The sequence below is a fragment of the Erwinia sp. STN24 genome, from assembly GCF_041320675.1.
Lineage (GTDB): Bacteria > Pseudomonadota > Gammaproteobacteria > Enterobacterales > Enterobacteriaceae > Erwinia > Erwinia aeris.
In genome coordinates this window covers 149,807-173,670 of sequence record NZ_JBGGPM010000002.1, presented here as the reverse complement: position 1 = coordinate 173,670, position 23,864 = coordinate 149,807, and the positions used below count along the sequence as shown (strand labels likewise).

The following is a 23,864-nucleotide window of genomic DNA, read 5'->3' as shown; positions in this document are numbered from 1 at the left end:
GTTTTGGTCGACGCAATATGGGAAGAATTTACAGGGGAAAAGCGATCAGTTCCGTTCCGGATGAGGTTACGCGGATCATCGATCCTTCCGTGTGCCAGGCGCCCAGCACCACGCGTTCGGCGGGCAGACCGTTAACGGTGAGCGTATGAACGGCGGGGCGGTGCGTATGGCCATGAATAAGGCACTGCACCTGATAGCGGCTCATCGTATAGGTAACGGCTTCGTTATTGACGTCCATAATCGCCATCGTTTTGCTGCTGTTGGCCTGCTTGCTGCCAGCACGCATTTTCTGAGCGATACGCTGGCGCAGCGACAGCGGCAGCGACAGGAAAAGCTTTTGCAGCCAGCGCTGATGGACCTTGCGGCGAAAGCGCTGATAGCCTTCGTCATCAGTACACAGCGTGTCGCCATGCATAATCAGCAGCGGCCGACCATACAGCTCCAGCCGTTGCGCTTCCGGCAGCAGCCGCATACCGCATGATTTTGCAAAGCGCTGACCGAGCAGGAAATCGCGGTTGCCGTGAATAAAGTAGCAGGGAACGCCCGCCAGCCTTAATTCATCAAGCGCGGCGGCGACTTTGGCGTGAAGCGGATTGGGATCGTCATCGCCAATCCAGGCCTCAAACAGGTCACCGAGGATGTACAGTGCATCGGCCTGACGCGCGTCACGCCGCAAAAAAGCAAGAAAACCGGCAGTGATTGCCGGTTCTTCTTCACACAGATGTAAATCTGCGATAAACAGCGTATGCGACATTATTCGCTAACGGTGACTTTCTGGATCACGACGTCTTCTTTTGGCACGTCCTGATGCATTCCGCTGCGGCCAGTAGAAACGGCTTTGATTTTCTCAACCACGTCCATACCTTCCACAACTTCAGCAAAGACGCAGTAGCCCCAGCCCTGCAGACTTTCGTCACGGAAGTTCAGGAAGTCATTGTCCGCCACGTTAATGAAGAACTGCGCGGTCGCGGAGTGTGGCGCCTGGGTACGGGCCATCGCCAGCGTGCCTTTGGTGTTTTTCAGGCCGTTGTTGGCTTCGTTACGGATTTCCGCTTTGGTGGCTTTCTGCTGCATGCCAGGCTCAAAACCGCCGCCCTGGATCATAAAGCCGTTGATAACACGGTGGAAAATGGTGTTGTCGTAAAAACCTTCACGGCAGTAATCCAGGAAGTTTTTAACAGTTTCAGGCGCTTTATCGTCAAAGGTTTTGATAACGATATCGCCATGGTTAGTCTGGAAAGTGACCATATTCTCATCCTGTAAAGGTTGAAGGGGTGGATTTAGCTGCCGTCAGCGGAATAATCAGGCTGACAGGCGATAAAATAGAGGGCTCTTATATCACAAAATGTGATGACGAGTCAGCACCGCCGCATAAACGGAAGCGTGCCGAACCTTGCTTTGCGTGGCGCTTGCGTTAACAATACGGCAGAATATGCCTGTTACTATCACGATCGCACACGTTAAAAACGGAATGTCTCAATGCTAAAGATTTTCAACACCCTGAGTCGTCAAAAAGAGGAATTTAAGCCTATTCATGCCGGTCAAATCGGCATGTACGTGTGCGGCATCACCGTCTATGACCTGTGTCATATTGGTCACGGGCGCACCTTTATTGCCTTTGACGTGGTCGCCCGCTATCTGCGCTATTTAGGCTACTCGCTGAAGTACGTGCGTAACATCACCGATATTGATGACAAAATCATCAAGCGCGCCAACGAAAACGGCGAAACTATCGACGTGCTGACCGATCGGATGATCGCGGAAATGCACGCTGACTTCGCCGCGCTGAATATTCTGCCGCCGGATCTGGAACCTCGCGCTACGCACCATATCGCCGACATCATTGAACTGGTCAGCAAGCTTATTGAGCGCGACCATGCTTACGTCGCCAGCAACGGCGACGTGATGTTCTCTGTTGCCAGCGACGCCGATTACGGCCTGCTGTCGCGTCAGGATCTGGAACAGCTCCAGGCCGGCGCGCGCGTTGAGGTGGCCGCCGACGTTAAACGTAATCCTATGGATTTTGTGCTGTGGAAAATGTCCAAGGCCAATGAGCCGGGCTGGCCTTCGCCGTGGGGCGAGGGGCGTCCGGGCTGGCATATTGAATGTTCCGCCATGAACTGCAAGCGGCTTGGCGAGCACTTCGATATTCACGGCGGCGGTTCCGACCTGATGTTCCCGCATCATGAAAACGAAATCGCCCAGTCTACCTGCGCGCATGACGGCCCCTACGTCAACTACTGGATGCATTCCGGCATGGTGATGGTTGACCGTGAAAAGATGTCCAAGTCGCTGAACAACTTCTTTACCGTGCGCGACGTGCTGGGCTATTTCGATGCCGAGACCGTGCGCTACTTCCTGATGTCGGGCCACTATCGCAGCCAGCTGAATTACGGCGAGGATAACCTGAAGCAGGCGCGCGCGGCGCTGGAAAGGCTTTATACCGCGCTGCGCAACACCGATCCGCAGGCTGAAGCCGTGGGCGGCGAGGCTTTTGAAGCCCGTTTCCGCGAGGCGATGGACGACGATTTCAACACGCCGGAAGCCTATTCCGTGCTCTTTGATATGGCGCGCGACGTTAACCGCCTGAAAACCGAAGACAGGGCGGCCGCAAACGGGCTGGCGGCAAAACTGCGTCAGCTGGCTGGCGTGCTGGGCCTGCTGGAACAGGATCCTGAAGTCTTTTTGCAGAGCGGTGCGCAAAGTAACGACGATGAGGTCGCCGAGATCGAAGCGCTGATCAAAATGCGCCTGGATGCACGTAAAGAGAAAAACTGGGCGCAGGCTGACCTGGCGCGTGACAAGCTGGTCGAAATGGGGATCGTGCTGGAAGACGGCCCGCAGGGAACCAGCTGGCGTCGTAAATAAGCTAAAAAAGTTCAGGAGCCAATTGGCTCCTGAATGGTTTTTACTTTCTTCACCGACCGCTCAGCTTTTAAAATGCAGCCTGCAGCTGACTTTACTCAGCGACGGTGATGCTGTTGCCGTTAAAGCTGACGGTCTGGCCCGCAACGATTTTACAGCGTTTACGGGTTTCTGTTTTGCCATCTACCGTAACCTGGCCGTCCGCGATTGCGTCTTTTGCCGCACCGCCGCTTTCCACCCAACCTTCCAGCTTCAGCAGATCGCATAAATCGACGTGGGCATGTTTACCCAGAGAAAAAGTTGCCATTATTGTACTGCTCCATCATGAAATTCTTCGCAGGCTTGCAGGGTATTCTGAATCAGCGTTGCCACGGTCATTGGGCCAACACCGCCTGGAACCGGCGTAATATAAGCTGCCCGCTCGGAAGCTGCAGCAAAATCTACGTCACCAACCACTTTGCCGCTTTCCAGACGATTAATGCCCACGTCAATCACGATCGCGCCAGGCTTGATCCAGTCGCCAGGAATAAAGTTTGGTTTACCTACGGCCACCACCAACAGATCGGCATGTTCGATATGGTGACGAAGGTTTTTGGTAAAGCGATGGGTAACGGTAGTGGTGCAGCCTGCCAGCAGCAGCTCCATGCTCATTGGACGACCAACGATATTGGACGCGCCAACCACCACGGCGTTCAGGCCAAAGGTGTCAATGTTATAACGCTCTAGCAGCGTGACGATGCCGCGCGGCGTACAGGGACGCAGCTTAGGCGCGCGCTGGCACAGGCGACCAACGTTATAAGGATGGAATCCATCGACGTCTTTTGACGGCGAGATGCGCTCCAGCACCTTTACGTTATCAATGCCTGCCGGGAGCGGCAGCTGCACCAGAATGCCGTCAATTTCGCTATCGTTGTTCAACTTATCGATCAGCGCCAGCAGCTCCGCTTCGCTGGTGGAGGCCGGCAAATCGTAAGAGCGGGAGATAAAGCCCACTTCTTCACAGGCACGGCGTTTACTGCCCACGTAGATTTGTGAAGCCGGGTTCTCACCTACCAGTACCACCGCCAGGCCAGGCGCGCGTTTACCCGCGGCCAGACGCTGCTGCACTTTTTCTGCAACCTCAAGGCGCACCTGCTGCGCAATCGTTTTACCGTCAATAATCTTTGCTGCCATCAGAGAGAGGATCCATCTGTGTTGAGTTGAAACGGGAGATGGCGCCTATTCTGGCAGAAGCGCGCGCCGCTGTCAGGCACAGATTCGGAGCGGGCTGTTCAATAGTGCAGCAACAGATTGGCTTAGTAAGCAAAATCGTTGACTCGACGGCTTCGCGCCGTATAATCCGACCCTGTTCCCCATGCGCCCTTAGCTCAGTTGGATAGAGCACCGGCCTTCTAAGCCGTAGGTCACAGGTTCGAATCCTGTAGGGCGTACCATTACTTTTCAATGACTTACTCGCCTTTTCCTGTCTTCATATTTTCACCGTGGGACAGATTTGGGACAGACACCCTGAAAATAGCGTCAATATGGCGTGCGTGCTCGGTCAAATGGTTCGGTGCCAGATGAGCGTAACGCTGTACCATCTCAATGCTTTCCCAGCCGCCCATTTCCTGCCGCGCAGACAACGGCACTCCGGCCTGAATGAGCCAGCTCGCCCAGGTGTGTTGCAAATCGTGAAAGCGGAAATCCTTAATGCCTTCCTGATTAACGCTGCCCGCCATGCAGTGTTTTTGACCGGAGGCACATATTCTTGCTGAATTTCAGTCAATAAATCACTCCTCTTAATCATTTTCTCATCTCATACCTTAAATGGGTATCACGGTTGCACATCTACGCGCAAAACAATAAACTGTATAATCTTATTTTCGTTTTCTGTGAAGTTTTCGGAAAAAAAGATATTAATAAAAGTGGATTCGAATACAGGCAATAAGAACTACCTTCAAACTTTTATATGAAACCCTATACTTAACAACAGGTTGTTTTTTATGTTTAAATTTAATTTACTTAGCAATTTTATGATTTGAAACTAGTAAGTTAAGTTTCTCCTTTTTGTCGCATCACTTTCGGGATGGTAATGTTGTGAAAAAAAACATAGAAAAATGGTTTCTGAATGGGTAATCAGAAATGGACTTTATTGGATGAGTACTATTATTAGCTGGAAGCTCAAGGAAGACGAGCAGAATTGGCTGGTATCGATTGAGACGTTTAATGACGAGGTTAAATTAGAGTTTGAGCAGATCCTGAATGACTCCAGGTTCAGGGAGAAGCTTCAGGTACACACTGGAGAAGTTAGAACTTTGATCATCGACAATGTTCTGAGGAGCATCAATTTGAGACTTGCTCAATGAATCCGATACTATTCAACTGTTAAGGTAGATTATCTAAACTATAATGTATTTTTATGCAAAGTATCCTGTTTTGTTATTTTAAGGATACCTTGCCATCAGAGCTCTGGATATACGTTTTATCACCTATATTTATAAATGCTTTTCCATCTATGCTTCCTCTAACAACAAATGCTATGCTGTTATACACACAATTATTATGCTCGCCATTCGTATCATCAAAGCAGGTATAGTCATCTATTGAACCATCTCTGGTGCCTTTGGGAAGTTTCTCGTAACCATTGAAATTCATGACGATAACTGTGAAGTTATCAGGAGTGTTAATAATTTGAGATTTATTCTGAAGTAATTCTCTGTTTTTTAACCACCATTTTAGTTTTCCTTCAGTAGTCATTGGTAAGTGCTCTACAAAAACAGCACCATTATCTACTCTGACTATTTTGGTTGGCCTTACAGCAATCCATATGCAATATGCTGATATTAAAAAAACTAAAATTGCTCCAATCCTTTTATATTTAAATATTGTTTTCTCCTGTCAATGTTATGGTTGCTTCAAAATTTGTAAAAAATGGCTTTTGAGCAAAATGCTTTGCCCTCTGTAGGACGAACCATATTCTGAAATCCAGAGTATGAATTTTCAAGTTGTAAAATACAAAGTTCCTTCCAACCGCTTTTAGCAGAAGCTGCTTTCAGCGCCGCTCGTGCTTTAATGTAATATACATCTATTTCTTCAACTGTTGGTTCAATAAAGGGAATTCCGCAAATATGCTCGATATTGTCTTTGTTGAGATATTGTAATGTTCCTGTGGTATTGTTTATCAATGCTTCAGCCATCGAAATATGTAATCCTTCCTGAAAATAAGTGATGCTTAAAAAGGGTTCTTTGTCGAGCGCAGGGTAAGGATTTATCCAGCGATCCTGTCCTTTAGATAAGTACTCTAATATGTTCTCGTAATCCGTATCAGAGAATTTTTCGGTTTTCTGTTCATTAATGGCCATTAACACCTTTCTGTAAAGCTTATCCTCTGAGCTATTTAATGCGCAAGCGCTGAGCAGCAATATAAGAAGAGCGGTTGTGAATTTTTTCATTGTACAATCAGCTCCTTATCGCCGCTTTCTATTATCTTTTCCCTGTATCCCCGCATCAAAATAATACAGCCATTGGATGCGGTTCCTCTGCCATTACCACCATGAATCAAAAAACCCTCACGCCCGCACATGTTGTTCCCGCTATGTGATTAAACCTGATAACATATCTTCCTGCCGTAGGGTGAACTGCAACCGGGCCAGTTATATGATAATTGCCGCGCGGCAGCGGCCCTTTATTCTTAACGCACTCATCATCAGGGTTGTCTATGTAACCCGGCGATCCCGCATACTCAGCGCTAAATTTATAGTCGCCATTGCGGGAGAATTTCTTGGTTATTACATTGTAGATCCAGGCCATAACTCTCTATCCTTATATTATTGAATTTATTCCATCTGCTTCGCCAGCATCTCTACAAACCGCGTGACCGGCCACTCCTTAAGATCTGAAACCTGCCCGTCGCCAATTTCCACCAGCCGTGGTTCTCCGAGCGTATTCTCAATCATATCTATCGTAAAAAACGAGCTGTCTATCCGGCTGGCTATCTCTCTTACGCTTGTCGATACATCGCCGTCGGCGGCGTAAACCTGTTTGTTCAGCACAAAATAGCGCTTTTCACTGTGAGGTTTAAAAGATTCAAAACGACGCAGGCAAATACCGCCTTCGATTTCGCCACGAAATTTTTTCAGCAGCTGAACAATCTCGCGGATCTCATTGGCGTTATGCGCAACCGATCCTCGGGACGTGGTTAAAGATTTTACGTAGTCTTTGACAAAACAGACGGGCCACTGTAGCTCAGCCAGCAGGGCATCAAAATCTACATCGGGATGAACAACTCTCGTTTCCGGCGTGAAATCGCGGCAAAGATTATACCAGCCCGGCAAATGATGGCAGCGAAGATACTCTTCTGGCGACGTCATCATCGCGGCCCCACGCACGGTTACGGCATGATGCAGCTGCCGATATTCCGGTGCCGACATCATCCAGCCGCGCCAAATTATGTGGTCGGACAGAAAAGGCGAGGAAAAATGATAATCGCCCATAGCCGCCGCATCTGACGACAACAGCAGGCAATGCAGACCTTTTTCACGCGCGCAATAATACTCTTGCGCAAAGGCTTCATCAGGACGTTTTGGTTGAAATAACTCGCTGGGATAGATAATTTGCATCGAATTCTCCTTTTCTTTGCACAAGCAGTCCTTTAGCCCATACCCAGCCCGATAACGATATTGACAAAAGCGGCGATCGGCATCACGAAAGCGGGAACAAAGTAATTTTTCTCTTTTTTCCTCCGGCCTGAATAAACTAATACCAGCCCAATGGCCAGAAAGGGAAACCGAGTATTAAATAAGGCACGGAAGCTCCTGAGATGAGTATGCTGGCAGCTATTTACCAGGCCGCTCAAGGCAGCAATATTTATAACGCTGTTTTGACGATAAGCAAAGCGGCATCGGCCAGCGGCAAAAGCACTTAATGCTGTAGCGGCATTTTTTACCCTGCCAAAATGAACCGTACTCAGAAATATTGGGTAAGCAGGGCGTGCGCTAAGTGGCAGGCGGGAAAGAAAATGGCTGAGGCAAATTTTTTATCGGCGGCAGGGGAAACATTGCTGCCATCAGCACGTTGCCGATTAATGAGCAGCATTCATAGCTTTAACTCCATATGGCCTATAAATGTCCCGAACCTTAGCTGCTATGCTTCCTCACGCTATGGCTATATAAGCCCTGAACAAGCTAAAACCGGCATATAACTCTATTTAATTACAACATACTAAAGACGATAGCGGCAGAAGAGAAAAGACAATGCAGCGAGAGCAGATCATCATTTATGAGCTGGCGGCCTGGATAGACGCCAACATCCATCGGCCGTTAAAAATCGACGACGTGGCGGAAAAGGCAGGCTATTCAAAATGGCATTTGCAGAGGATGTTTCAGCGCGTGATGGGCAAAAATCTGGGCAACTACATTCGCGACACCAAACTGGCGCTGGCGGCAGGGGACTTAATTAAAACCACCGAAACGGTGATGACTATCTCACAAAAATACGGCTATGAATCTCAGCAGACCTTTACCCGTATTTTTGCTAAAAAATACCATAAGCCGCCAGCCGCCTTCAGAAAATACAATGCGCTAAAAAACGGCCCGGACTGCTGTCGGACTAACCGTTAGTTAAAGACGTTATCAAGCCAGTACCTTATACATAATCGTCACGACACAGAATCACTCGGCCAGCCGCCGTCATTCATTCAGTCATTGTCAGCAGTTATTGTCAGTCGTTCAGTCAGTCAACCCGTGAGCCGGTAAGGCCCGGCGTTGATTCCCTGCGCTGCGGCTGTCTGGCTTTAACGCTTAGTAATTAATTCGGTTCACCCTTTCTTTGTTGCCCTGTACTTTTCTTCACCGGTGCCGATAACACTCACAGAGTGATAAGCCGCGTGCCGTTGTGCGCCGCTTACCAGCGTACAAACAGTCAGGCAACCCAGAGGTAGTAATGGATAATTTCCAGAAAGAGATTGATGAGAGAGCGAATCTCGCCTTATCCAACAAGTTTGAGCTTCTGTTATTCCGTTTAGGCTCAGATCAGAACGATGCGAAATCAGAACTTTTCGGTATTAACGTGTTTAAGCTGCGCGAAATCGTCCCTATGCCGACTATTACCAAAGCGGCGGGTATGAAATCACCTCTGCTGGGCATGGCGAACATTCGCGGCCAGTTTATCCCGGTTATCGATCTGCCGGCCGTTGCAGGCTGCACGCCGGAAACAGGCTTAAACCTGCTGCTGGTTACCGAATATGCCCGCAGCACGCAGGCTTTCGCCGTGGAATCCGTGGACGATATCGTACGCCTCAACTGGAGCCAGATCCATACGGCAGAATCCGGTATCAGCAGCCGTAATATCACCAGCATTGCCTGTCTGGATGACAAAACTAACAGCATGGCGATGGTGCTGGACGTAGAGCAGATCCTGCATGACGTTATTCCTTCCGTGCGGGACGTAAAAGCAGAAGACGTTAAGGTGAAAGAGTTTAATATCAGGCCCGGATCGGTCGCTATCGTAGCGGAAGACTCTAAGGTCGCGCGCCAGATGCTGGAGCAGGGTCTGAAGGTGATGGGCATCCCTGCCGTTATGCACACCACGGGCCTCGAAGCCTGGGAAAAAATCAAGCTGATGGCGCAGCAGGCGATGACGGAAGGCGTTTCCATTCACGACAAAATCGCGATGGTATTAACCGACCTTGAAATGCCGGAAATGGACGGTTTTACCTTAACGCGCAATATCAAGAGCGATCTGGGCCTGAAAAATATCCCGGTAGTGATCCACTCTTCGCTTTCGGGCAGCGCTAACGAAGACCACGTGCGTAAAGTCGGCGCCAACGGCTACGTGGCTAAATTTGAGATCAACGAGCTTTCCGCCGTGATCCACAAAGTGCTGGAAGAAGCCGGTAACTGATTTGTTATTATCGGCGGTTAACAGGCCGCCTGATAACAATGACGTGCTGATAAGGCGAAATAAAAAAATACTGCTTCTTTAAAGTTTATATTAATGTCAGTAAATGCCGGACGATGCGCCAGAACATTATCTGTAGGTAAAGAAGAGGAAGTCATTTATTATTCAGCCGCTGTCAGACCATAAGGAGATCAGGATGACAATGCTGGAACAAATAAAAGTTCTTTATCTTAATGACGAACAGGGCGAATTTCTCAAATACGCTATTCTGGCCGATCAAACCGGACGCGCCGCGCTGGTTCTGGTGCATATCTCATTGCAGCACCAAATCGGGCAGCTGTCCTGGGCCGTCTGGACGAAAGTAGACGAGCTGAGCGTGCCGCTGGCGGAGGAAACGCCCGAAGCGGCGTTAAGGCTGGCGGTCGCGGCCTGCGTCGACCATCGCGCCAGCTGGCAAAAGTAGCGCTTAAGCTGCCTGCGGGCAGCTTTTCTACGCGGTTGCCTCGCCACATTGCTGCTGTTACTCTGACGCCCCCTGTGCCCGCAATTCCCGGTAAAAAAATGATCTGGCTGATGCTTCTGACTTTGGTGGTGGTTTTTATTATTGGCTTTCGCGTGCTGAATTCACGATCCCGCCGCGCGACCAGCGCGCTGACGAAGCGGCTGAATATCGATCCGGTCTACGTTGAATCATTGCTCAGCCTGATGGGGCGGACGGCCGGAGAAGAGTTTGTTGCCTATCTTTCTCGCGATAACGAGGCGCATTTAAGCAATGCGGCAAGCGTGCTGCTAATCTGGCAGCTTTGCCTGGTGGATGAATCGGAAGAAAATATCGCTTTCTGGCGTGGCGTACTGCGCGAAGCCTGGCTGCCGACCGAGCTTTCCAGTGAACACGTTCGGCTGGCGCTGAAATTTTTACGCGAGCTGGAGCCGGACGCGCAGGAAATGCACGCATTTCGCCTGCGCTATAACGCCCGGTTCGCACCCGATAGCAATACTGTGGAGAACGGAAGCAATAACGTGGTATCGATTCATTCTCATTCTCATCACCACTGAATAATTTTTTCCGTCTGTTCAGTGTGGGCATTATCACTTATCTGAATTATTTTTAAGCGGTTATAAGGAAATAGTGCCTTAATCGGGCAGGAAAGTAATGGCGAAGCGCTTTTTTTGTACACAACACTCGGGTATCAATTCTATTGCAGTTTTATAACAAAGTTATAAAGCTTAACTAAAAATAATTAGAGTTTAATTTTTACATTTAGAAATAATTTTATCCATAACATTACTTTTTTTCTGGTCGATAACAAAATCTATTAACTCAAATTACATTTTATTATCATGTGAGAGTCGTAATGTTATGTTGCTACAAAAAGAAACTACCCGGCGCAAGTTTTTACTGGGGTCGCTGTTAGCATTACCGCTCGGCGAGCTGGTCTTTAAAGGATTAACGGCGGCGCAGGCTGCTGAAATGGCCGCACCCGAGCTGCTCGATTATAAACCCATCTTTTTTTCTGCCGACGAATGGCAATTCGTGATGGCCGCCTGCGATCGCCTGATCCCGGCCGGTGGCAAAGGCAAGGCGCCAGGCGCGCTGGAAACCAACGTGCCGATTTTTATCGATCAGCAAATGCATGGCGATATGGGCAGCGAAATCTATATGCAGGGGCCGTTCAACCCTCATGCGCCGGCCACCATGGGGTATCAAATCCCGTTCCGTCCGCAGCAAATCCTGCAAACCGGTATTCGGCTGGTCAACAGCTGGTGCCAGCAGCAGCATCAGAAGGCGTTCCACGAGCTGGAAATAGCCGATCGTGAAGCCGTACTGACTCAGGTGCAGAAAAACCAGATCGTCTTTGCCGACCTGGGCGAAAGCGCCCTGCAGGGATCGCAATTCTTCAGCGAATTACTCTCCAATACCAAGCATGGCTACCTCTCCGATCCGATGTATGGCGGCAATAAAGGGATGAAAGCCTGGATTGCCATCGGCTTCCCCGGCGCGCGCGCCAGCTATATGGAATGGGTGAAGCAGCACAACGTGCCGTATCCGCTGGGCCCGATAAGCATTAAAGGCGAGCGAGCCTGAGTTTTTCTCTGATTACAGACTGGCAGGATTAAAAATGGCAACAATCAATAAAGAAGAAGTCGACGTTGTAGTCGTCGGCCTGGGCTGGGCTGGCTCGCTGATGAGCATCGAGCTGGCGATGGCCGGATTAAAAGTGCGCGCGCTGGAACGCGGCGGCGATCGGGGATATGAAGAGTTCGCCTATCCTAAACCGGCCGATGAATACGCCTACGCCGTGCGTAATAAAGTGATGGCGACCCCGGCGGAAGCGGCGGTGACCGTGCGTTACAACATGAGCCAGACGGCGCTGCCGACGCGTAAATGGGGCGCTTTTGCGCCAGGTACGGGCGTGGGCGGTTCCGGCCTGCACTGGACGGCGGTGCTGATCCGTCCAACGCCAACCGATCTGAAGCTGAAAACCTATGCGGATCAGGCCTACAAGCCAGGCATCCTGCAGGAAGATATGCGCATCATGGATTTCCCGTTCACCTGGGATGAAATCGAGCCGTATTACACCAAATTTGAAAATATCTGCGGCCAGTCCGGCAATACCGGCAACCTGCGCGGGCAGATCCTGGAAGGCGGCGACCCGTTTGAAGGGCCGCGCTCAGAGCCTTACCCGCTGCCGCCTCTGGAAGATACGCTTAATACCAGCATGTTTGCGAAAGCGGCGAAAAAGCTCGGCTATCACCCGTTCCCTAACCCGTCCGCCTGCGTTTCCCGTGCCTGGACCAACCCTTACGGCAACCAGATCGCGCCCTGTAACTACTGCGGCTACTGCAGTAAATATCCGTGCCTGAACTACTCCAAAGCCTCGCCGCAGACCGCCGTTATGGATGCGCTTAAGCGCATGGATAACTTCTCTTATGAAGTGCACGCCAACGTGATGAAAGTGGTGCTGCATGACGATAAGAAAACGGCTAAGGGCGTGATTTATATCGATGCGCAGGGCAACGAGTGCTTCCAGCCCGCGAAAATCGTGGTATTGAGCAGCTTCCAGTTCTGTAACGTCCGCCTGATGCTGCTGTCCGGCATCGGTCAACCTTACAACCCTATCACCGAAGAGGGCGTGATTGGTCGTAACTACGCTTTCCTGAGCAACGGCGGCGCCACGCTGTTCTTCAAAGACAAAAACTTTAATCCGTTCGCTACGGCTGGCGCTACCGGCCAGATGATTAACGATATTTCGCCAGGCAACTTTGACGGCCCGTCGCTGGGCTTTATCGGCGGCGCGAAAATTCACAGTTCGCAGGCTACCGGCACGCCAATCAGCACCGCGCTGCCAAAAGGCACGCCGTCGTGGGGAACCGGCTGGAAAGAGGGGCTGGAAGAGTGGTACGGCCATTCGATGAAAATCAGCATTACCACCACCTGCCAGTCCTATCGCGATATCTATCTCGATCTGGATCCGAACTACAAGGATGAATACGGCTATCCGCTACTGCGTATGACCTTCGACTGGAAACAGAATGAGCTGAAGCTGCAGCAGTATCTGAAAGGCGTGGTCAGCAACATCACCAAAGAGCTGAACCCGGACAGCTACAGCGAAAGCTTCCTGCCGATGGACGCGCATTTTGACCTGACCAAATACGTCTCGACCCATAACGTGGGCGGTGCAGTAATGGGCGATAACCCTAAAACCTCGGCGCTGAACAAGTATCTGCAAAGCTGGGATGTGCATAACGTCTTTGTGCCGGGCGGCAACGCTTTCCCGCAAAACTTCCAGGCGAACCCGACCGATACCATCGGCGCGCTGACGCTGATGGCGGCGCAGGCAATCAAAGATATCTATCTGAAAAATCCCGGTCCAATGGTACAGGCGTAAGCGACGATGAAGATTAAACATTTTTTACTCGCCAATGCCGTGCTGCTCAGTGCAGGTTCGGCGCTGGCGGCTCCGGCAGACAACGGCGAACTGATTAAACAGGGCGAGTATCTTTCACGCCTGGGCGACTGCAGCGCCTGCCACTCGCTGCCCGGCAAACCGGCTTTTTCCGGCGGCCTGGCGATCGAGTCAAACCTGGGCACCATTTATTCGACCAATATCACGCCGGATAAAGAGCATGGCATCGGTAATTACAGCGAACAGCAGTTTTCCGACGCGGTACGTAAAGGCGTGCTGCCTGACGGCAAACGGCTGTATCCGGCTATGCCTTATCCTGATTACGCTAAAATCAGCGACGAGGATATGCACGCGCTTTACGTCTATTTTATGCAGGGCGTGAAGCCGAGCGCGGAACAGCCGCCGGAAACCGATCTGAGCTTTCCGTTCAGCCAGCGTTGGGGCATGCGCTTCTGGAACTGGGCCTTTGCTTCCGATAAGCCTTTCCGGCCGATTGGCGGCGCTTCGGCCGAGGTTAATCGCGGCGCCTATATCGTCGAAAGCCTGGGTCACTGCGGCAGCTGCCACACGCCTCGCGGACTGGGCATGAACGAAAAAGCGCTCGACAGTGGCGACAAGGATTTCCTTGCCGGCGGCAGCCTGAACGACTGGGAAGTGCCTTCGCTGCGCGGCTTACCGCGCTGGACGGAGCAGGAAACCATCGATTACCTGGCGACGGGCCGCAACGATAAGGCAGCGGTAGGCGGCGAGATGACCTCGGTGGTGGAGCACAGCACCTCTTATATGAGCGAGGCAGATCTGAAAGCGATCACGGCCTATCTGAAGTTCCTGGGCGGCAATCCTTCACTGCCTGCCGGTGACGACAAAGCGGCCAGCGCGACGGAGGCTAAGCTGACGGCGGCCAAAAACCTGACCACCGGCGAGCGTCTCTATCTGGATAACTGCGGCGCCTGCCATTTTGTGACGGGCAAGGGCGCGCCTGGCGTCTTCCCGCAGCTGGATCAGGCCACTATCGTTAACGCAGGCGATCCGACAGGGCTTATCCATACCATTCTGGCCGGCGCACAGCAGCCTTCTACGGCGAAAGCGCCTTCCACGCTGGCGATGCCGGGCTTTGCTGCCCGCCTGAACGACGAGGAGGTCGCGCAGCTGGCTACCTTTATCCGTCAGGGCTGGAGCAATAAAGCCGCTGCGGTGAAAGCCGACGACGTGAAAAAAGTGCGCGAAACGCTGAAGCACTAGCGGTAACAGGAGAGGCGCAACGCCTCTCCTTTTTTATGCCTGAACCGCCTTTCCCGTTATATCAGAAAAAAATCCAACGTTATGCGGGCCACTTCTGTGTATTTAGCCAGCTTTACGCCTTTAACCTATATATCAAACGGTTATCAAGGATCGCCAGGCTGCGTCGTTTGCATCGCTTATCAATATGAATAATCAGTGACAGCGGAACTCCACTGTATTTTCCGCCACTTAGCTCAGGTATCAGACGTTCCGGCTAATCAGACGTTCCGGCTAAGGAGATATACCGTGCTATCGGGGATCAGAACCGCTTTCGCATCAGCATCAAGCAGCGCACAGCGCACCACTTCATCGCAAACCCGTCATGACATGCTCCGGCAGCAGGACGCTTCGCCCAGCCAACGCGGTGGCGGCACACTACAGAGCAGCGAGCCGCCAGACACCGCGGGTTTGCAGCAGGGCAGCGCGGCGCGTGCGCCCGGCCAGGGACGTTTTCGTGCCTTTAGCCATCTTCCGCTGTTTAAGAAAAACCACGCCCGCGCGACGATAGCCAACCCGGAAAGCCATCCGCTGCGCCCGCTAAACCAGCTGGACGTTGCCATTCCCTCTATAGCCGAAGGCGCGCTGGAGCAGGAGATTATGACAACGCTGGCCGACCGGCTGGCGCATCAGCCGGAGGAGAAAGGCTCGCTGGGCGTGCAGCTGACCGCAAAGCGCAACGCCGCTATCGCCGCGCCTGCGGGCCGTGACGCTCAGCGCGCGCTGCTTAAGCAGACCGTTGGCCATCCCAAAATGCACTATCAAAGCGTGGCGGCAAATAAAAACGGCCAGCAGCACGCGTTGCTGAGCGACGAAGGTAAACTGCTGTCGCTGCACTCATCGCGGGATACGCTGGTCGGCGTGGCCCACAGCAAACCGGCCTGGGCAAGAGAAGAGACGCCGGGCAGCGCATTTCCCCGGCGTAAAGCGGCAGAGGTCGTTGACCACCAGCTGACGTTCAGCGAGGACGGCGGCAGCGTGCAAATTCGTCGTAGCGATGCGCCCGGCGGACGAGCAGCCGAGGTAAAGCTACCGGATGCCGCCGTACTCAGCCAGCTTACCGGCGTGCATCATCAGGCGACGCCCGACGGCAGCCGCGCATTTTGCCTCAGCGACAACAAACTTTATCAGCTGGCTTCGCATGAAGAAGGCTGGCAGAAGGTCGACCTTTTCGGCGACGACAAAGACCAGTCGAAGCTGTCACGTCAGGGCGACAACTCGCTCTATCTGATCCATGACGATCGCCATCTGCATCATTTATCGACGCAAACGCAGAGCGCGCGCTTTGCCGATAAAATCAGCGGCGCCTCTGTGGCGGCGGATGGTCAGGCAATCGTGCTGCTTGCCAGCGAAGAGAGCAAGCAGCAAAGCATTAAGCTGCTGCCGCGCATCGACAGCCCGGAAGCGCAACACCGTACGCTACAGCCAATACCGGCTAAAACTTCGCTGGCGGCGGTAGCGCAGACCGACAGCCTGGTTATCGCCGCCGATCATCAGGGCCGTCTGCTGGTGGCGAATCGCCCCGGCGAGGCGAACGAGCTTAATTTTGGCGACGCGCAAAGCCTGAGCCTGCGCGACGCGCTGCATCAGCAAATCGCCGACGCTATCGGCGACCGCTTTCACGTACAGAGCCTGCTGTGCGGCGAAAACGGCCAGCTGCATGCGGTGGTAAAAGACAGCATGGACAGGCAGCACGCTATCGCGCTGAACCCTCATGCAGACAGGCCGCAGATGGCCTCCGGCTGGAACCTCAGCGACAGCCTGGTGATGGATTACCAGAAAGGCCTGCCAAAACCCACGCCGGCCCGTACCGATATCGTTTCCATTGGCGCCAACGGCAAGCTGGCGCTGCACGACGGCAAGGTGCGCTTCTTTAACGAGCTAACCAGCAGCTGGGAAGCGACAGAGGTCAAAGCCGACCAGCTGCGCGCCGGGCAGGACGGCCAGGCCTGGGCGCTGAAAGATAACCAGCTGAAAAGGCTGAAGGTCAACGTAGCCAGCAACAAAATCAATTTTCAGCAGAATACCTTTGCGCTGCACCAGGTGAAAAAAAGCGTCAGTGAAGAGCTGGCGATGCCCGGTCTGGATAAAAAACAGAAAACCGTCGCGGCCAGCGCGCTGGACGACGGGCGTTTCGTCACGCTGGAAGAGCAGGGCGATATCCATTTTCATCACGTTGATACGGAAAGCCGCCGTAACAAGCGGCTGCCGCAGACGCTTTCGCGTCAGGCGCTGAGCCAGGCGATGAATCAGGCCGGTGCGGTACTGAGCCGTCTTCCTGAGGATCGGCTTGAGCATAAAGCCAAAGACATAGTGTTTGGCCCGGAAAACCGCCTGTTTATATTGAGCGATAAAGGCAAAGTTTTCAGCCTGCCTGCCGAGAGCTGGCAGCAAGGAAAAGTTACCGACATGCAGGCGGAGCGGCTGCCTGCGCCGCTGAAAGATGAACTTGGCGAAGCCGCCGAGGCGCTGCCGGTTAAATTTTATGGCAACCAGAAAGGCACGCTGCTGCTGGAGAGGGATAATAAACAGGTACTGACGCGAGACGAGCACGACTGGCATCCGGTTTCCGCCGATATTTCTGCGGGCGTGCACGATACGGAAAATCAGGCCGATCGGCATTTTGAACGACTGAGCGCCGCCACGCGCGATGCCAAATTGAGTAAAACCGGTCTTACCTACAAGCGCGAGGTCAACACCTTCGGGCAGTCCGGTCACGACGGACACAAAGTCCATACGCCTTTCCGCACGCGGCTCAGCACCTTTGTATTCCGTCCCACGCTGGAGACGCCGCGCCCGCTAAAAAACCTGGGCAATCTTGTGCAGCACGCGCACGGCGGTCGTCAGGGCCTGACGGCGATCTATCAGCAGCAGTCGCAGCAGATAGCGGCGCTGACGCAGCATCTTAAACGTCAGCCAAAAGGCAGGGCGGAAGAGCCGCTCAGCCTGAAGCTGAAAACGCTGGCCGCGCGGGAAGATTTGCCCGGCTGGTTCGGCGAAATGCAAAAATTCAATACGGTGCTGGCAGACAGCGCCGCGCATCAGGCCGGTCTGCTTCAGCAGCATTATGGCGCGCAGAGCGGCGCAGGTAGGCAGCTTGATAAGCTGACCGGCAGCCTGAATCCGGCCAGCAGCCAGGGCGACGATCTGTTGAACAAGCTGCAACAGCTTTACGCCTTGCATCCCAGCGGTAAAGGCAATCACGCGCAGCTCTCCCTGGCGGCGATGCGCGAGAGCAACGTCACGCTTTCCTGGCAAAAGCCCACGGAGGCGATCCCGGCAGGGATAAATCGCGACAAGCACGATCCGATGGGGCTGACGAAATCCCGCCTGATCCTCGACGGCCTGACCAACGTCAAAATGCACGATTTAACGACGCGCCTGACGCGCGCGCTGGATTTACAGGGAGAACCCCGTGAAAAAGCGTTGCAGGCGCTGGGGAGAGAGTTCCGCGAGCTGCGGGATGACGAGTGGGAAAATAATCCGCTTAAACAGCTCACCGGCCAGGGATTTACCGGGAACGACAGGCTGGAGGCTAACTACGACGCCATCAAATCCATGACCAAAGCGTTCAGCAAAACGAACCACGCGATGAACGTCACCACCCGCACCGTGATGCAGGCCGAGGATCAGCAGCTGCTTGCCCGCAGGCTGGAAACCACGGTGCTGGACATGGATAAGGGCGAAAGCCTCTCTTTCAGCCGGGCTTACGGCGCAACAACCACCATCAGCGCGCTGCCGGGTTCACAGGTCATTGCGGGCGTAGGCGGCAGAGGCAGTCTGGATCGCGGCTACAGCATGAGCCTGACGCGAGGCGAAGGCGGCGTGACCGTCAGCTTCGGGCGCGACGGCGGCGGCGCGTTAACCGCCTTTACCGGCCTGGGCTACAACCTGCTGACCGGCTATATGAAAGATCCGGCGCACGATGTCGCCGTCGATCAGCAGCGCAATCTGGCGCCTGCCGTTCGGCTGGGCGGGGTCTTCTCCGTCACGCCGCTGGATCTAAAAAAGCAAAACAGCGTCAGCTTCGAGATTACCGAAGCGGAACTGCCCGCTTTTATCGAAGGGCTGACGCAGGGCACGCTCGATCCGCTGGCGCTGCTCAACCGTGGAATAAATCACAGCGTGAAGCATGGCGAGGTGCTGAACGTCAGCCTGGACGCGAATGCCGCCGCGCTGGCTTCGGCGGGCGTGCCGTTGACCAACAAACATGAAAAGGATACGCCTGCCAGCTTCCGCGTGGGCGGCGGCGCTTATGCAGGCGTTAACGTGCTTTCCGGCACGCGGGAAAGAGGTGCCACCACCAAAGAAAGCAGCAGCGCCATCAGCCGCAGCAACAACCGTCCGCGCGGCCTGAACAAAGCCAGCGTGGGCGTGAACTTTGCGTTGCCGACCGGCGTGCTGATTAAGGGCGAAACGGGACGGACGCCGATGTTCGCCGGGCCGGCCGCCAGCGTGCAGCTTTCGATAGATAACAGGACAAAGCAGAGCCTGGCGATAGAAACCAAAACGGCCCGGCCGCTGGCGGAAGTGCATATCGACAAGCTGACCGAAACGCTGGGGAAAAAATTCAGCGATCCGGCTACGGCGGCGCTTATCGCGTCGCTGAAGGATAAAGACGATGAAACGCCGCTGACGCCCAGGCAGAAGCTGGACAAGCTGGACGCGCATTTTTCGCCGCGCGATCTCCGCGAAAAAAGCAACGAACAGCAGGCCGCACTGCGCGATCTTGATAAGCATCTGCGTCAGCAAAGCGCGGCGGAGCGGGGGCAAAAACTGTTGCAGGGCGGCGAATATCAGACAACCTACGCCAACCTGAGCAAGGTCGACAGCAACGGGCTGTGGCATCAGCTTTCGCATCTGCTCGACGGCAGCCTGAATGCCAGCAACGCCAACAAAATGCGCGAGCTGATGAAGGACGACCACCAGCTGCAAACCCTGATTGCAGCGCTACAGGACAACGTCAGCACCGAGGCGACCGTCACGCTGGAGCTGAAGGACGAGGTACGGGAGAGATTAGAGCAGCGCTGGCTGGAGCAGGGTAACAGCCCGGAAGAGATGCAGGCCGAGCTGACCAACCGCGATAATCTGCGGCTTAAATCCATCGCCTTCACCAAGTCGCAGGTAAAAACGGACGGCTTCGCCACGCCCGCTTTTCTGCTTGGCGGCGCCAACAGCGCTTCGGTTTCCATGAAGCGTAACCTGGGGAAAATCAACTTCAGCTACGGCGAAGATCAGGATAAACCGGTCAATTATGCGCTGGAAGGGCGTATCGCCAAAGCCACGACGGAACTTGCCGGCGCGCTGCGCCAGGGGCAGGAACAACACTTTGTGCTTAAAAGCTAACGGAGACAGGCATGAACGCAACAGAGCAGCTTAATCACTTCCTGGCCGGGTATGGCCGCCGCCTCAATCTTAGCCTGAGCCTGAAAAACGGCGTGTGCGCGCTGATGCGCAACCGGCACGAGGTTGCCATTATCGAACTGCCGCCGGACAGCGACTGCGTGATTTTCCACCGCAGGCTGGAGGATCTGCAAAGCGCTGCGGAAAGTCACTTGCGCACGCTATTGGCGCTGAATTTTGAGATGAATGCGATGCGCGGCTGCTGGCTGGCGATGGATGGCGACGACGTTCTGCGGCTTTGCAGCCAACAGCCGCTGGCCTCTCTGGATGCCACAGGCTTTAGCGCAGCGCTGAATGCGTTTATCGTGCAGGCAGACGAAGTCGGCGAATTTCTGGCCGAAAATCACCGCGCCGCCTGACTTAACGCAAATTATTGCCGGGCAGCGGATCCACAATTCATTCACAGTGTTAAGAAAGGGTCAGGGCGAGGTAAAGTACAGTAATTAAAGAGGTTTTAAGACAGTTAGCGATATTTTTAAGGCCAGGGTTAGACGATAGTGTCGTTCAACGGTGCGACAAAAGCCGTGAGCAAATCGAGGATATAACCATGAAAAAAACGACCCTGGCGCTGTTGATTGCCGTATTTTCAGCAAGCTCGCTCTTTTCAACCGTTACGCAGGCCGACGGCCCTCCGGGACAGGGGTGGCATCATCAGGGCGGTCATGAAGGACACGGCGGCCCGGGCGATCGTGACAGGCCTGGACGTGGCCCGGATCGCGGCCCCGATTTCGATAGTCACAGAGGTCATGGCCCCGATCGCCATTTTGAAGAGCGCGACCGTTTTGCCTGGCAGGGGCATGAATTCCATCGCGGCCAGCCGCTGCCGCCTCGCTTCCGGGGTAACGATTACCGGGTAAACGACTGGCATGCTCGCGGCCTGCACGAGCCGCCGCGCGGCGAGCGCTGGGCCTCTATCGACGGCAACTATGTGCTGATTGCCGCTGCGACGGGCGTCATTACCTCTATTCTGCTGAACAACGCTTTTCACTAAAAGCCACTTGCCGACATCGCAGGATGTCGGCATATTTTCACGCACTTCACGCACTTCACGCACTTCACGCACTTCACGCACTTCACGCACTTCACGCACTTCACGCACTTCACGCACTTCACGCACTTCACGCACTTCAAGCACTTCACGCATTTCACGCATTTCACGCATTTCACGCATTTCACCCGTTGGCTTTTTTGCCCCTTTCACCAAAGCAGACCGCTGCCCAAATCCCGCTATCCGACTAATGAAATTCTTTTTCTTTGTTGCAGTAATTTTCATCAATATTTCAGAGGATTGCCGCATTTTCCTCGCAAAAAAACGCTGGTGTTTTTTTGTTCATATCCTATGATCGCATCAAGGCTGGCTTAGGCTAAAGGGAGAAAAAAATGGAGCAAAAGATGAAGCTACTGGAAGGAAAGGTCGAGAAGCTGCTGATTGACGTTGCCGTTATCAAAGCGAACTACGCCACGAAAGTCGATATAGAAAGCGTCAGAAAAGAGCTACATTCCTCGCTCAACACGCAAACCATCTGGCTAATCGCCGCGCTGTTTGTGGTGCTGGGCGTTGGGCTGGGCGTGGCCAGGCTGATTTTTTAAACGAATGCCCCTGTTTTCCTGACCATCTCAACAGAGATAAAAAAGGGCTGCTCAAAAAGGACAGCCCCCGATCGGTCTGGTAAGGCAGATTAACTGCCGTTAGTGATGCGCGATCACCGAGACGATTGCGCCGGTCGCGATGGCAATCAGCACATAGTTACCATCAATGTTCTGCCAGCGATGGCCCGCCGGTGGCGCTTTCAGGCCGCGTTTATGCCAGTCATTTACCTGATAGCCTTCGCCGCGATATTTTTCCGGCAGCGGGCGGCCCTTGCGGAATTCCGGATGCGCTGCCTGACGGCGCTCTGCCGGATGCGCGTTGTGCCGGGGGTCGCGGTGCTGTTCTGGTTGTGAATTGCCGTGCGATGGATTGCCGTGCTGCTGCTCATGCTTAACCGGCGGCTGGCCGTCCTGCCGTGGCCCCTCGGCAAACGCGCTCAGGCTGGTGGCGAATAAAAGCGCGGAGAGGGCAATAGCGCCTGACTTTTTCATTTTCATTTCCTTGCAGGTCTGATTTTTTCTGGTCGATGGCGTTAATCTGGGGGGCAGGCGGGCGCTTAACAATATCATTATTCTTAAGAAGCAGGGGTTTAACGGTTAATTTACGCTTTGCTGGCAGAAAGCTGACAGGCTTCGCCGCTTCTGTCGGGCGCGGCGGTAAAGCCTGTTGTCGTAAAAGGTAAGGCAAAGTTCGCCGCTTCTGTCAGGCACGAACGGCAAAGCCCGTTTTCGCAAAAGGTGAGACAAAGTTCGCCGCGCTTGTCGGGCGCGGCGGTTAAGCGGGATTACGGCAAATATCAGGCGATATGGAACGCCTGTTCCAGCATAAAGCGCAGCTGCGCCTCGCTGTACTCGATCAACGCGTTCTTGCTGTTGGCGCGTGTCAGGATCCAGTCGGCCTCGGCCTGCGTGAGCGGCGGCGGATCCTGCCAGAAAGGCGTGATGGCTTTATCCTGTAGCCATGAGGCCAGCATACGCGCGGGCGGCAGCGTAAAACCGGGGAAAAGCGCGACGGCCAGCTCGTCCATCAGCTTTTGCTGTTGCGCATTTTCACTGTCGTTCAGCAGCTGTAAGAACGGCAGCAGCAGACGCCCGCACACTTCGCCGTGGTGATAATCTTTAATCGCGCCCAGCTCGCCTGCAATACCGTGGATTACGCCCAGCCCGGCCATGCTCAGGCTCAGCCCGCCCTGCCAGGAAGCAATCATCATCTGTTCGCGGGCTAAATCGCCCTGTTCGCCAGGGTCGTTCAGATAAGGCCACGCGCTGAGAAAAGCGCGCAGGCCGCTAAGGGCAGCATGACGGCTGAACAGATTGCCTTTGGCAGACAGATAAGCTTCAAAAAGATGGGTGAAAGCGTCGATAGCGCAGCAGGCCAGCACGTGGTCTGGCGCGCCGCGCAGCAGATCGGGATCGAGGATCGCAACGTGCGGCACAAAATGGGCGTGACGCAGCGAAGCCTTCACTTTGATGTCGGCTTTATCTGTTACCACCGCGTTTTGCGTCGCCTCGCTGCCGGTTCCGGCCGTGGTTGGTACCGCAATCACGGGCAGCGTGTTGCCGCTTATCGGCGTATCGCCCACCTTTTCCAGATAGCGCAGGGTATTTAACGGATGCTGACTTACGGCGGCAAAGGCTTTAGCGGCGTCCAGCACGCTGCCGCCGCCAATTGCCACCACGCGCGCGGCCCGCTCGCGCCAGCGTGCCACCCAGCCGTCGATTTCTTCAGGCGATGCTTCGTGGCGCACCACTTCAATCCCGATCAGCAGCGGCTCCAGCTCGGCTTTTATTTTTTGCCAGGCTTCGCTCTGTAAAAACGAGTTGGCGCAAAACAGCAGCGTCGGCTGCGGATCTTCGCTTAGCAATGGCACCAGCTTGTTCAGGCTGCCACGGCCGAAAAAGGTTTGTCGGTTTGCTAACTGACTGACGATCATTTCTGTCCCT

22 protein-coding genes, 1 tRNA gene and 2 pseudogenes are annotated in these 23,864 nt (G+C 53.8%); 14 read left to right on the top strand and 11 right to left on the bottom strand.

All coding sequences use genetic code 11. The annotated features are described in order from the left end of the window. Positions 1–28 precede the first annotated feature (28 nt). Positions 29–754: a UDP-2,3-diacylglucosamine diphosphatase gene (gene lpxH / locus ACA373_RS11060; protein WP_253454990.1), complete on the bottom strand. Its 726-nt coding sequence runs from the start codon at positions 752–754 to the stop codon at positions 29–31. Further along, positions 754–1,248 carry a peptidylprolyl isomerase B gene (gene ppiB / locus ACA373_RS11055; protein ID WP_125288486.1) on the bottom strand — a complete coding sequence of 165 codons (495 nt, stop codon included), beginning with the start codon at positions 1,246–1,248 and terminating at the stop codon, positions 754–756. Before ppiB ends, lpxH begins: the two co-directional genes overlap by 1 nt. Before the next feature lie 231 nt (positions 1,249–1,479). Here ppiB and cysS point away from each other — a divergent pair, with 231 nt between their 5' ends. Next, the gene (gene cysS, locus ACA373_RS11050) at positions 1,480–2,868 is read left to right on the top strand and encodes a cysteine--tRNA ligase (RefSeq protein ID WP_370734503.1); all 1,389 of its coding nucleotides are present in this window, start codon (positions 1,480–1,482) and stop codon (positions 2,866–2,868) included. Positions 2,869–2,959: 91 nt separating this feature from the next. Here the strand turns inward: cysS and ybcJ are convergent, their stop codons facing one another. Both ybcJ and folD read right to left on the bottom strand, forming a co-directional pair. After that, complete coding sequence (ybcJ, locus tag ACA373_RS11045) at positions 2,960–3,172, bottom strand: ribosome-associated protein YbcJ (protein WP_301252378.1); 213 nt, start codon at positions 3,170–3,172, stop codon at positions 2,960–2,962. Next, entirely contained in the window at positions 3,172–4,038 is an 867-nt protein-coding gene (folD, locus tag ACA373_RS11040; RefSeq protein ID WP_253454987.1) for a bifunctional methylenetetrahydrofolate dehydrogenase/methenyltetrahydrofolate cyclohydrolase FolD, read from the bottom strand. Before folD ends, ybcJ begins: the two co-directional genes overlap by 1 nt. A 183-nt stretch (positions 4,039–4,221) precedes the next feature. Here folD and ACA373_RS11035 point away from each other — a divergent pair. After that, positions 4,222–4,298 (top strand) — tRNA-Arg (locus ACA373_RS11035). 15 nt (positions 4,299–4,313) lie between these two features. On the opposite strand, the pseudogene ACA373_RS11030 reads toward ACA373_RS11035, so the two are convergent. Continuing rightward, a pseudogene (locus ACA373_RS11030) lies at positions 4,314–4,591 on the bottom strand (tyrosine-type recombinase/integrase); the annotation flags it as partial. Between the two features lie 370 nt (positions 4,592–4,961). Between ACA373_RS11030 and hxsD the strand changes: the two are divergent. After that, positions 4,962–5,210: a His-Xaa-Ser system protein HxsD gene (gene hxsD / locus ACA373_RS11025; protein WP_370734502.1), complete on the top strand. Its 249-nt coding sequence runs from the start codon at positions 4,962–4,964 to the stop codon at positions 5,208–5,210. 73 nt (positions 5,211–5,283) lie between these two features. Here hxsD and ACA373_RS11020 read toward each other — a convergent pair whose 3' ends face one another. From ACA373_RS11020 to ACA373_RS11005, 4 genes and pseudogenes are all read right to left on the bottom strand, one after another. Beyond that, positions 5,284–5,703 carry a DUF943 family protein gene (locus ACA373_RS11020; protein WP_370734584.1) on the bottom strand — a complete coding sequence of 140 codons (420 nt, stop codon included), beginning with the start codon at positions 5,701–5,703 and terminating at the stop codon, positions 5,284–5,286. Between the two features lie 19 nt (positions 5,704–5,722). Continuing rightward, positions 5,723–5,827 (bottom strand): annotated as a pseudogene (locus ACA373_RS11015) (DUF3289 family protein); the annotation flags it as partial. Between the two features lie 465 nt (positions 5,828–6,292). Next, the gene (locus tag ACA373_RS11010) at positions 6,293–6,427 is read right to left on the bottom strand and encodes a hypothetical protein (protein ID WP_370734501.1); all 135 of its coding nucleotides are present in this window, start codon (positions 6,425–6,427) and stop codon (positions 6,293–6,295) included. 253 nt (positions 6,428–6,680) lie between these two features. After that, positions 6,681–7,463: an ATP-grasp domain-containing protein gene (locus ACA373_RS11005; protein ID WP_370734500.1), complete on the bottom strand. Its 783-nt coding sequence runs from the start codon at positions 7,461–7,463 to the stop codon at positions 6,681–6,683. A 633-nt stretch (positions 7,464–8,096) separates the two neighbouring features. Here ACA373_RS11005 and ACA373_RS11000 point away from each other — a divergent pair. The 11 genes from ACA373_RS11000 to ACA373_RS10950 all read left to right on the top strand — a co-directional run bounded on the left by ACA373_RS11000 (position 8,097) and on the right by ACA373_RS10950 (position 21,920). Continuing rightward, positions 8,097–8,462, top strand: a complete 366-nt coding sequence (locus ACA373_RS11000) for a helix-turn-helix domain-containing protein (protein WP_253454982.1) — start codon at positions 8,097–8,099, stop codon at positions 8,460–8,462. A 322-nt stretch (positions 8,463–8,784) separates the two neighbouring features. After that, the gene (locus tag ACA373_RS10995) at positions 8,785–9,744 is read left to right on the top strand and encodes a chemotaxis protein (RefSeq protein ID WP_301252398.1); all 960 of its coding nucleotides are present in this window, start codon (positions 8,785–8,787) and stop codon (positions 9,742–9,744) included. Positions 9,745–9,937: 193 nt separating this feature from the next. Further along, positions 9,938–10,204, top strand: a complete 267-nt coding sequence (locus ACA373_RS10990; protein WP_253454980.1) for a hypothetical protein — start codon at positions 9,938–9,940, stop codon at positions 10,202–10,204. A 98-nt stretch (positions 10,205–10,302) separates the two neighbouring features. Then, complete coding sequence (locus ACA373_RS10985) at positions 10,303–10,797, top strand: DUF1198 family protein (RefSeq protein WP_253454979.1); 495 nt, start codon at positions 10,303–10,305, stop codon at positions 10,795–10,797. A 304-nt stretch (positions 10,798–11,101) separates the two neighbouring features. Further along, positions 11,102–11,827, top strand: coding sequence for a gluconate 2-dehydrogenase subunit 3 family protein (locus tag ACA373_RS10980; RefSeq protein ID WP_253454978.1), 726 nt, complete (start codon positions 11,102–11,104; stop codon positions 11,825–11,827). A 34-nt stretch (positions 11,828–11,861) separates the two neighbouring features. Beyond that, positions 11,862–13,631 (top strand): GMC family oxidoreductase, encoded by a 1,770-nt coding sequence (locus ACA373_RS10975; protein ID WP_125288500.1) that lies wholly within the window; start codon positions 11,862–11,864, stop codon positions 13,629–13,631. 6 nt (positions 13,632–13,637) lie between these two features. After that, positions 13,638–14,891 (top strand): cytochrome c, encoded by a 1,254-nt coding sequence (locus tag ACA373_RS10970; RefSeq protein ID WP_253454977.1) that lies wholly within the window; start codon positions 13,638–13,640, stop codon positions 14,889–14,891. Positions 14,892–15,176: 285 nt separating this feature from the next. Beyond that, the gene (locus ACA373_RS10965; RefSeq protein ID WP_370734499.1) at positions 15,177–20,273 is read left to right on the top strand and encodes an AvrE-family type 3 secretion system effector; all 5,097 of its coding nucleotides are present in this window, start codon (positions 15,177–15,179) and stop codon (positions 20,271–20,273) included. An 11-nt stretch (positions 20,274–20,284) separates the two neighbouring features. Continuing rightward, the gene (locus tag ACA373_RS10960) at positions 20,285–20,689 is read left to right on the top strand and encodes a type III secretion system chaperone (RefSeq protein ID WP_253454975.1); all 405 of its coding nucleotides are present in this window, start codon (positions 20,285–20,287) and stop codon (positions 20,687–20,689) included. Positions 20,690–20,877: 188 nt separating this feature from the next. Then, the gene (locus ACA373_RS10955; protein ID WP_370734498.1) at positions 20,878–21,321 is read left to right on the top strand and encodes an RcnB family protein; all 444 of its coding nucleotides are present in this window, start codon (positions 20,878–20,880) and stop codon (positions 21,319–21,321) included. 401 nt (positions 21,322–21,722) lie between these two features. Further along, complete coding sequence (locus ACA373_RS10950; protein ID WP_253454973.1) at positions 21,723–21,920, top strand: hemolysin XhlA; 198 nt, start codon at positions 21,723–21,725, stop codon at positions 21,918–21,920. A gap of 99 nt (positions 21,921–22,019) precedes the next feature. Here the strand turns inward: ACA373_RS10950 and ACA373_RS10945 are convergent, their stop codons facing one another. Together ACA373_RS10945 and ACA373_RS10940 are read right to left on the bottom strand one after the other, a co-directional pair. After that, complete coding sequence (locus ACA373_RS10945) at positions 22,020–22,412, bottom strand: RcnB family protein (protein ID WP_253454972.1); 393 nt, start codon at positions 22,410–22,412, stop codon at positions 22,020–22,022. A 305-nt stretch (positions 22,413–22,717) separates the two neighbouring features. After that, positions 22,718–23,854, bottom strand: coding sequence for an iron-containing alcohol dehydrogenase (locus ACA373_RS10940; protein ID WP_301729857.1), 1,137 nt, complete (start codon positions 23,852–23,854; stop codon positions 22,718–22,720). Positions 23,855–23,864 lie beyond the last annotated feature (10 nt).

Coding starts and splice junctions, on each gene's coding strand:
- lpxH (WP_253454990.1), bottom strand. CDS start 754: ATGTCGCATACGCTGTTTATCGCAGATTTACATCTGTGTGAAGAAGAA.
- ppiB (WP_125288486.1), bottom strand. CDS start 1,248: ATGGTCACTTTCCAGACTAACCATGGCGATATCGTTATCAAAACCTTT.
- cysS (WP_370734503.1), top strand. CDS start 1,480: ATGCTAAAGATTTTCAACACCCTGAGTCGTCAAAAAGAGGAATTTAAG.
- ybcJ (WP_301252378.1), bottom strand. CDS start 3,172: ATGGCAACTTTTTCTCTGGGTAAACATGCCCACGTCGATTTATGCGAT.
- folD (WP_253454987.1), bottom strand. CDS start 4,038: ATGGCAGCAAAGATTATTGACGGTAAAACGATTGCGCAGCAGGTGCGC.
- hxsD (WP_370734502.1), top strand. CDS start 4,962: ATGGTTTCTGAATGGGTAATCAGAAATGGACTTTATTGGATGAGTACT.
- ACA373_RS11010 (WP_370734501.1), bottom strand. CDS start 6,427: ATGTGCGGGCGTGAGGGTTTTTTGATTCATGGTGGTAATGGCAGAGGA.
- ACA373_RS11005 (WP_370734500.1), bottom strand. CDS start 7,463: ATGCAAATTATCTATCCCAGCGAGTTATTTCAACCAAAACGTCCTGAT.
- ACA373_RS11000 (WP_253454982.1), top strand. CDS start 8,097: ATGCAGCGAGAGCAGATCATCATTTATGAGCTGGCGGCCTGGATAGAC.
- ACA373_RS10995 (WP_301252398.1), top strand. CDS start 8,785: ATGGATAATTTCCAGAAAGAGATTGATGAGAGAGCGAATCTCGCCTTA.
- ACA373_RS10990 (WP_253454980.1), top strand. CDS start 9,938: ATGACAATGCTGGAACAAATAAAAGTTCTTTATCTTAATGACGAACAG.
- ACA373_RS10985 (WP_253454979.1), top strand. CDS start 10,303: ATGATCTGGCTGATGCTTCTGACTTTGGTGGTGGTTTTTATTATTGGC.
- ACA373_RS10980 (WP_253454978.1), top strand. CDS start 11,102: ATGTTGCTACAAAAAGAAACTACCCGGCGCAAGTTTTTACTGGGGTCG.
- ACA373_RS10975 (WP_125288500.1), top strand. CDS start 11,862: ATGGCAACAATCAATAAAGAAGAAGTCGACGTTGTAGTCGTCGGCCTG.
- ACA373_RS10970 (WP_253454977.1), top strand. CDS start 13,638: ATGAAGATTAAACATTTTTTACTCGCCAATGCCGTGCTGCTCAGTGCA.
- ACA373_RS10960 (WP_253454975.1), top strand. CDS start 20,285: ATGAACGCAACAGAGCAGCTTAATCACTTCCTGGCCGGGTATGGCCGC.
- ACA373_RS10955 (WP_370734498.1), top strand. CDS start 20,878: ATGAAAAAAACGACCCTGGCGCTGTTGATTGCCGTATTTTCAGCAAGC.
- ACA373_RS10950 (WP_253454973.1), top strand. CDS start 21,723: ATGAAGCTACTGGAAGGAAAGGTCGAGAAGCTGCTGATTGACGTTGCC.
- ACA373_RS10945 (WP_253454972.1), bottom strand. CDS start 22,412: ATGAAAAAGTCAGGCGCTATTGCCCTCTCCGCGCTTTTATTCGCCACC.
- ACA373_RS10940 (WP_301729857.1), bottom strand. CDS start 23,854: ATGATCGTCAGTCAGTTAGCAAACCGACAAACCTTTTTCGGCCGTGGC.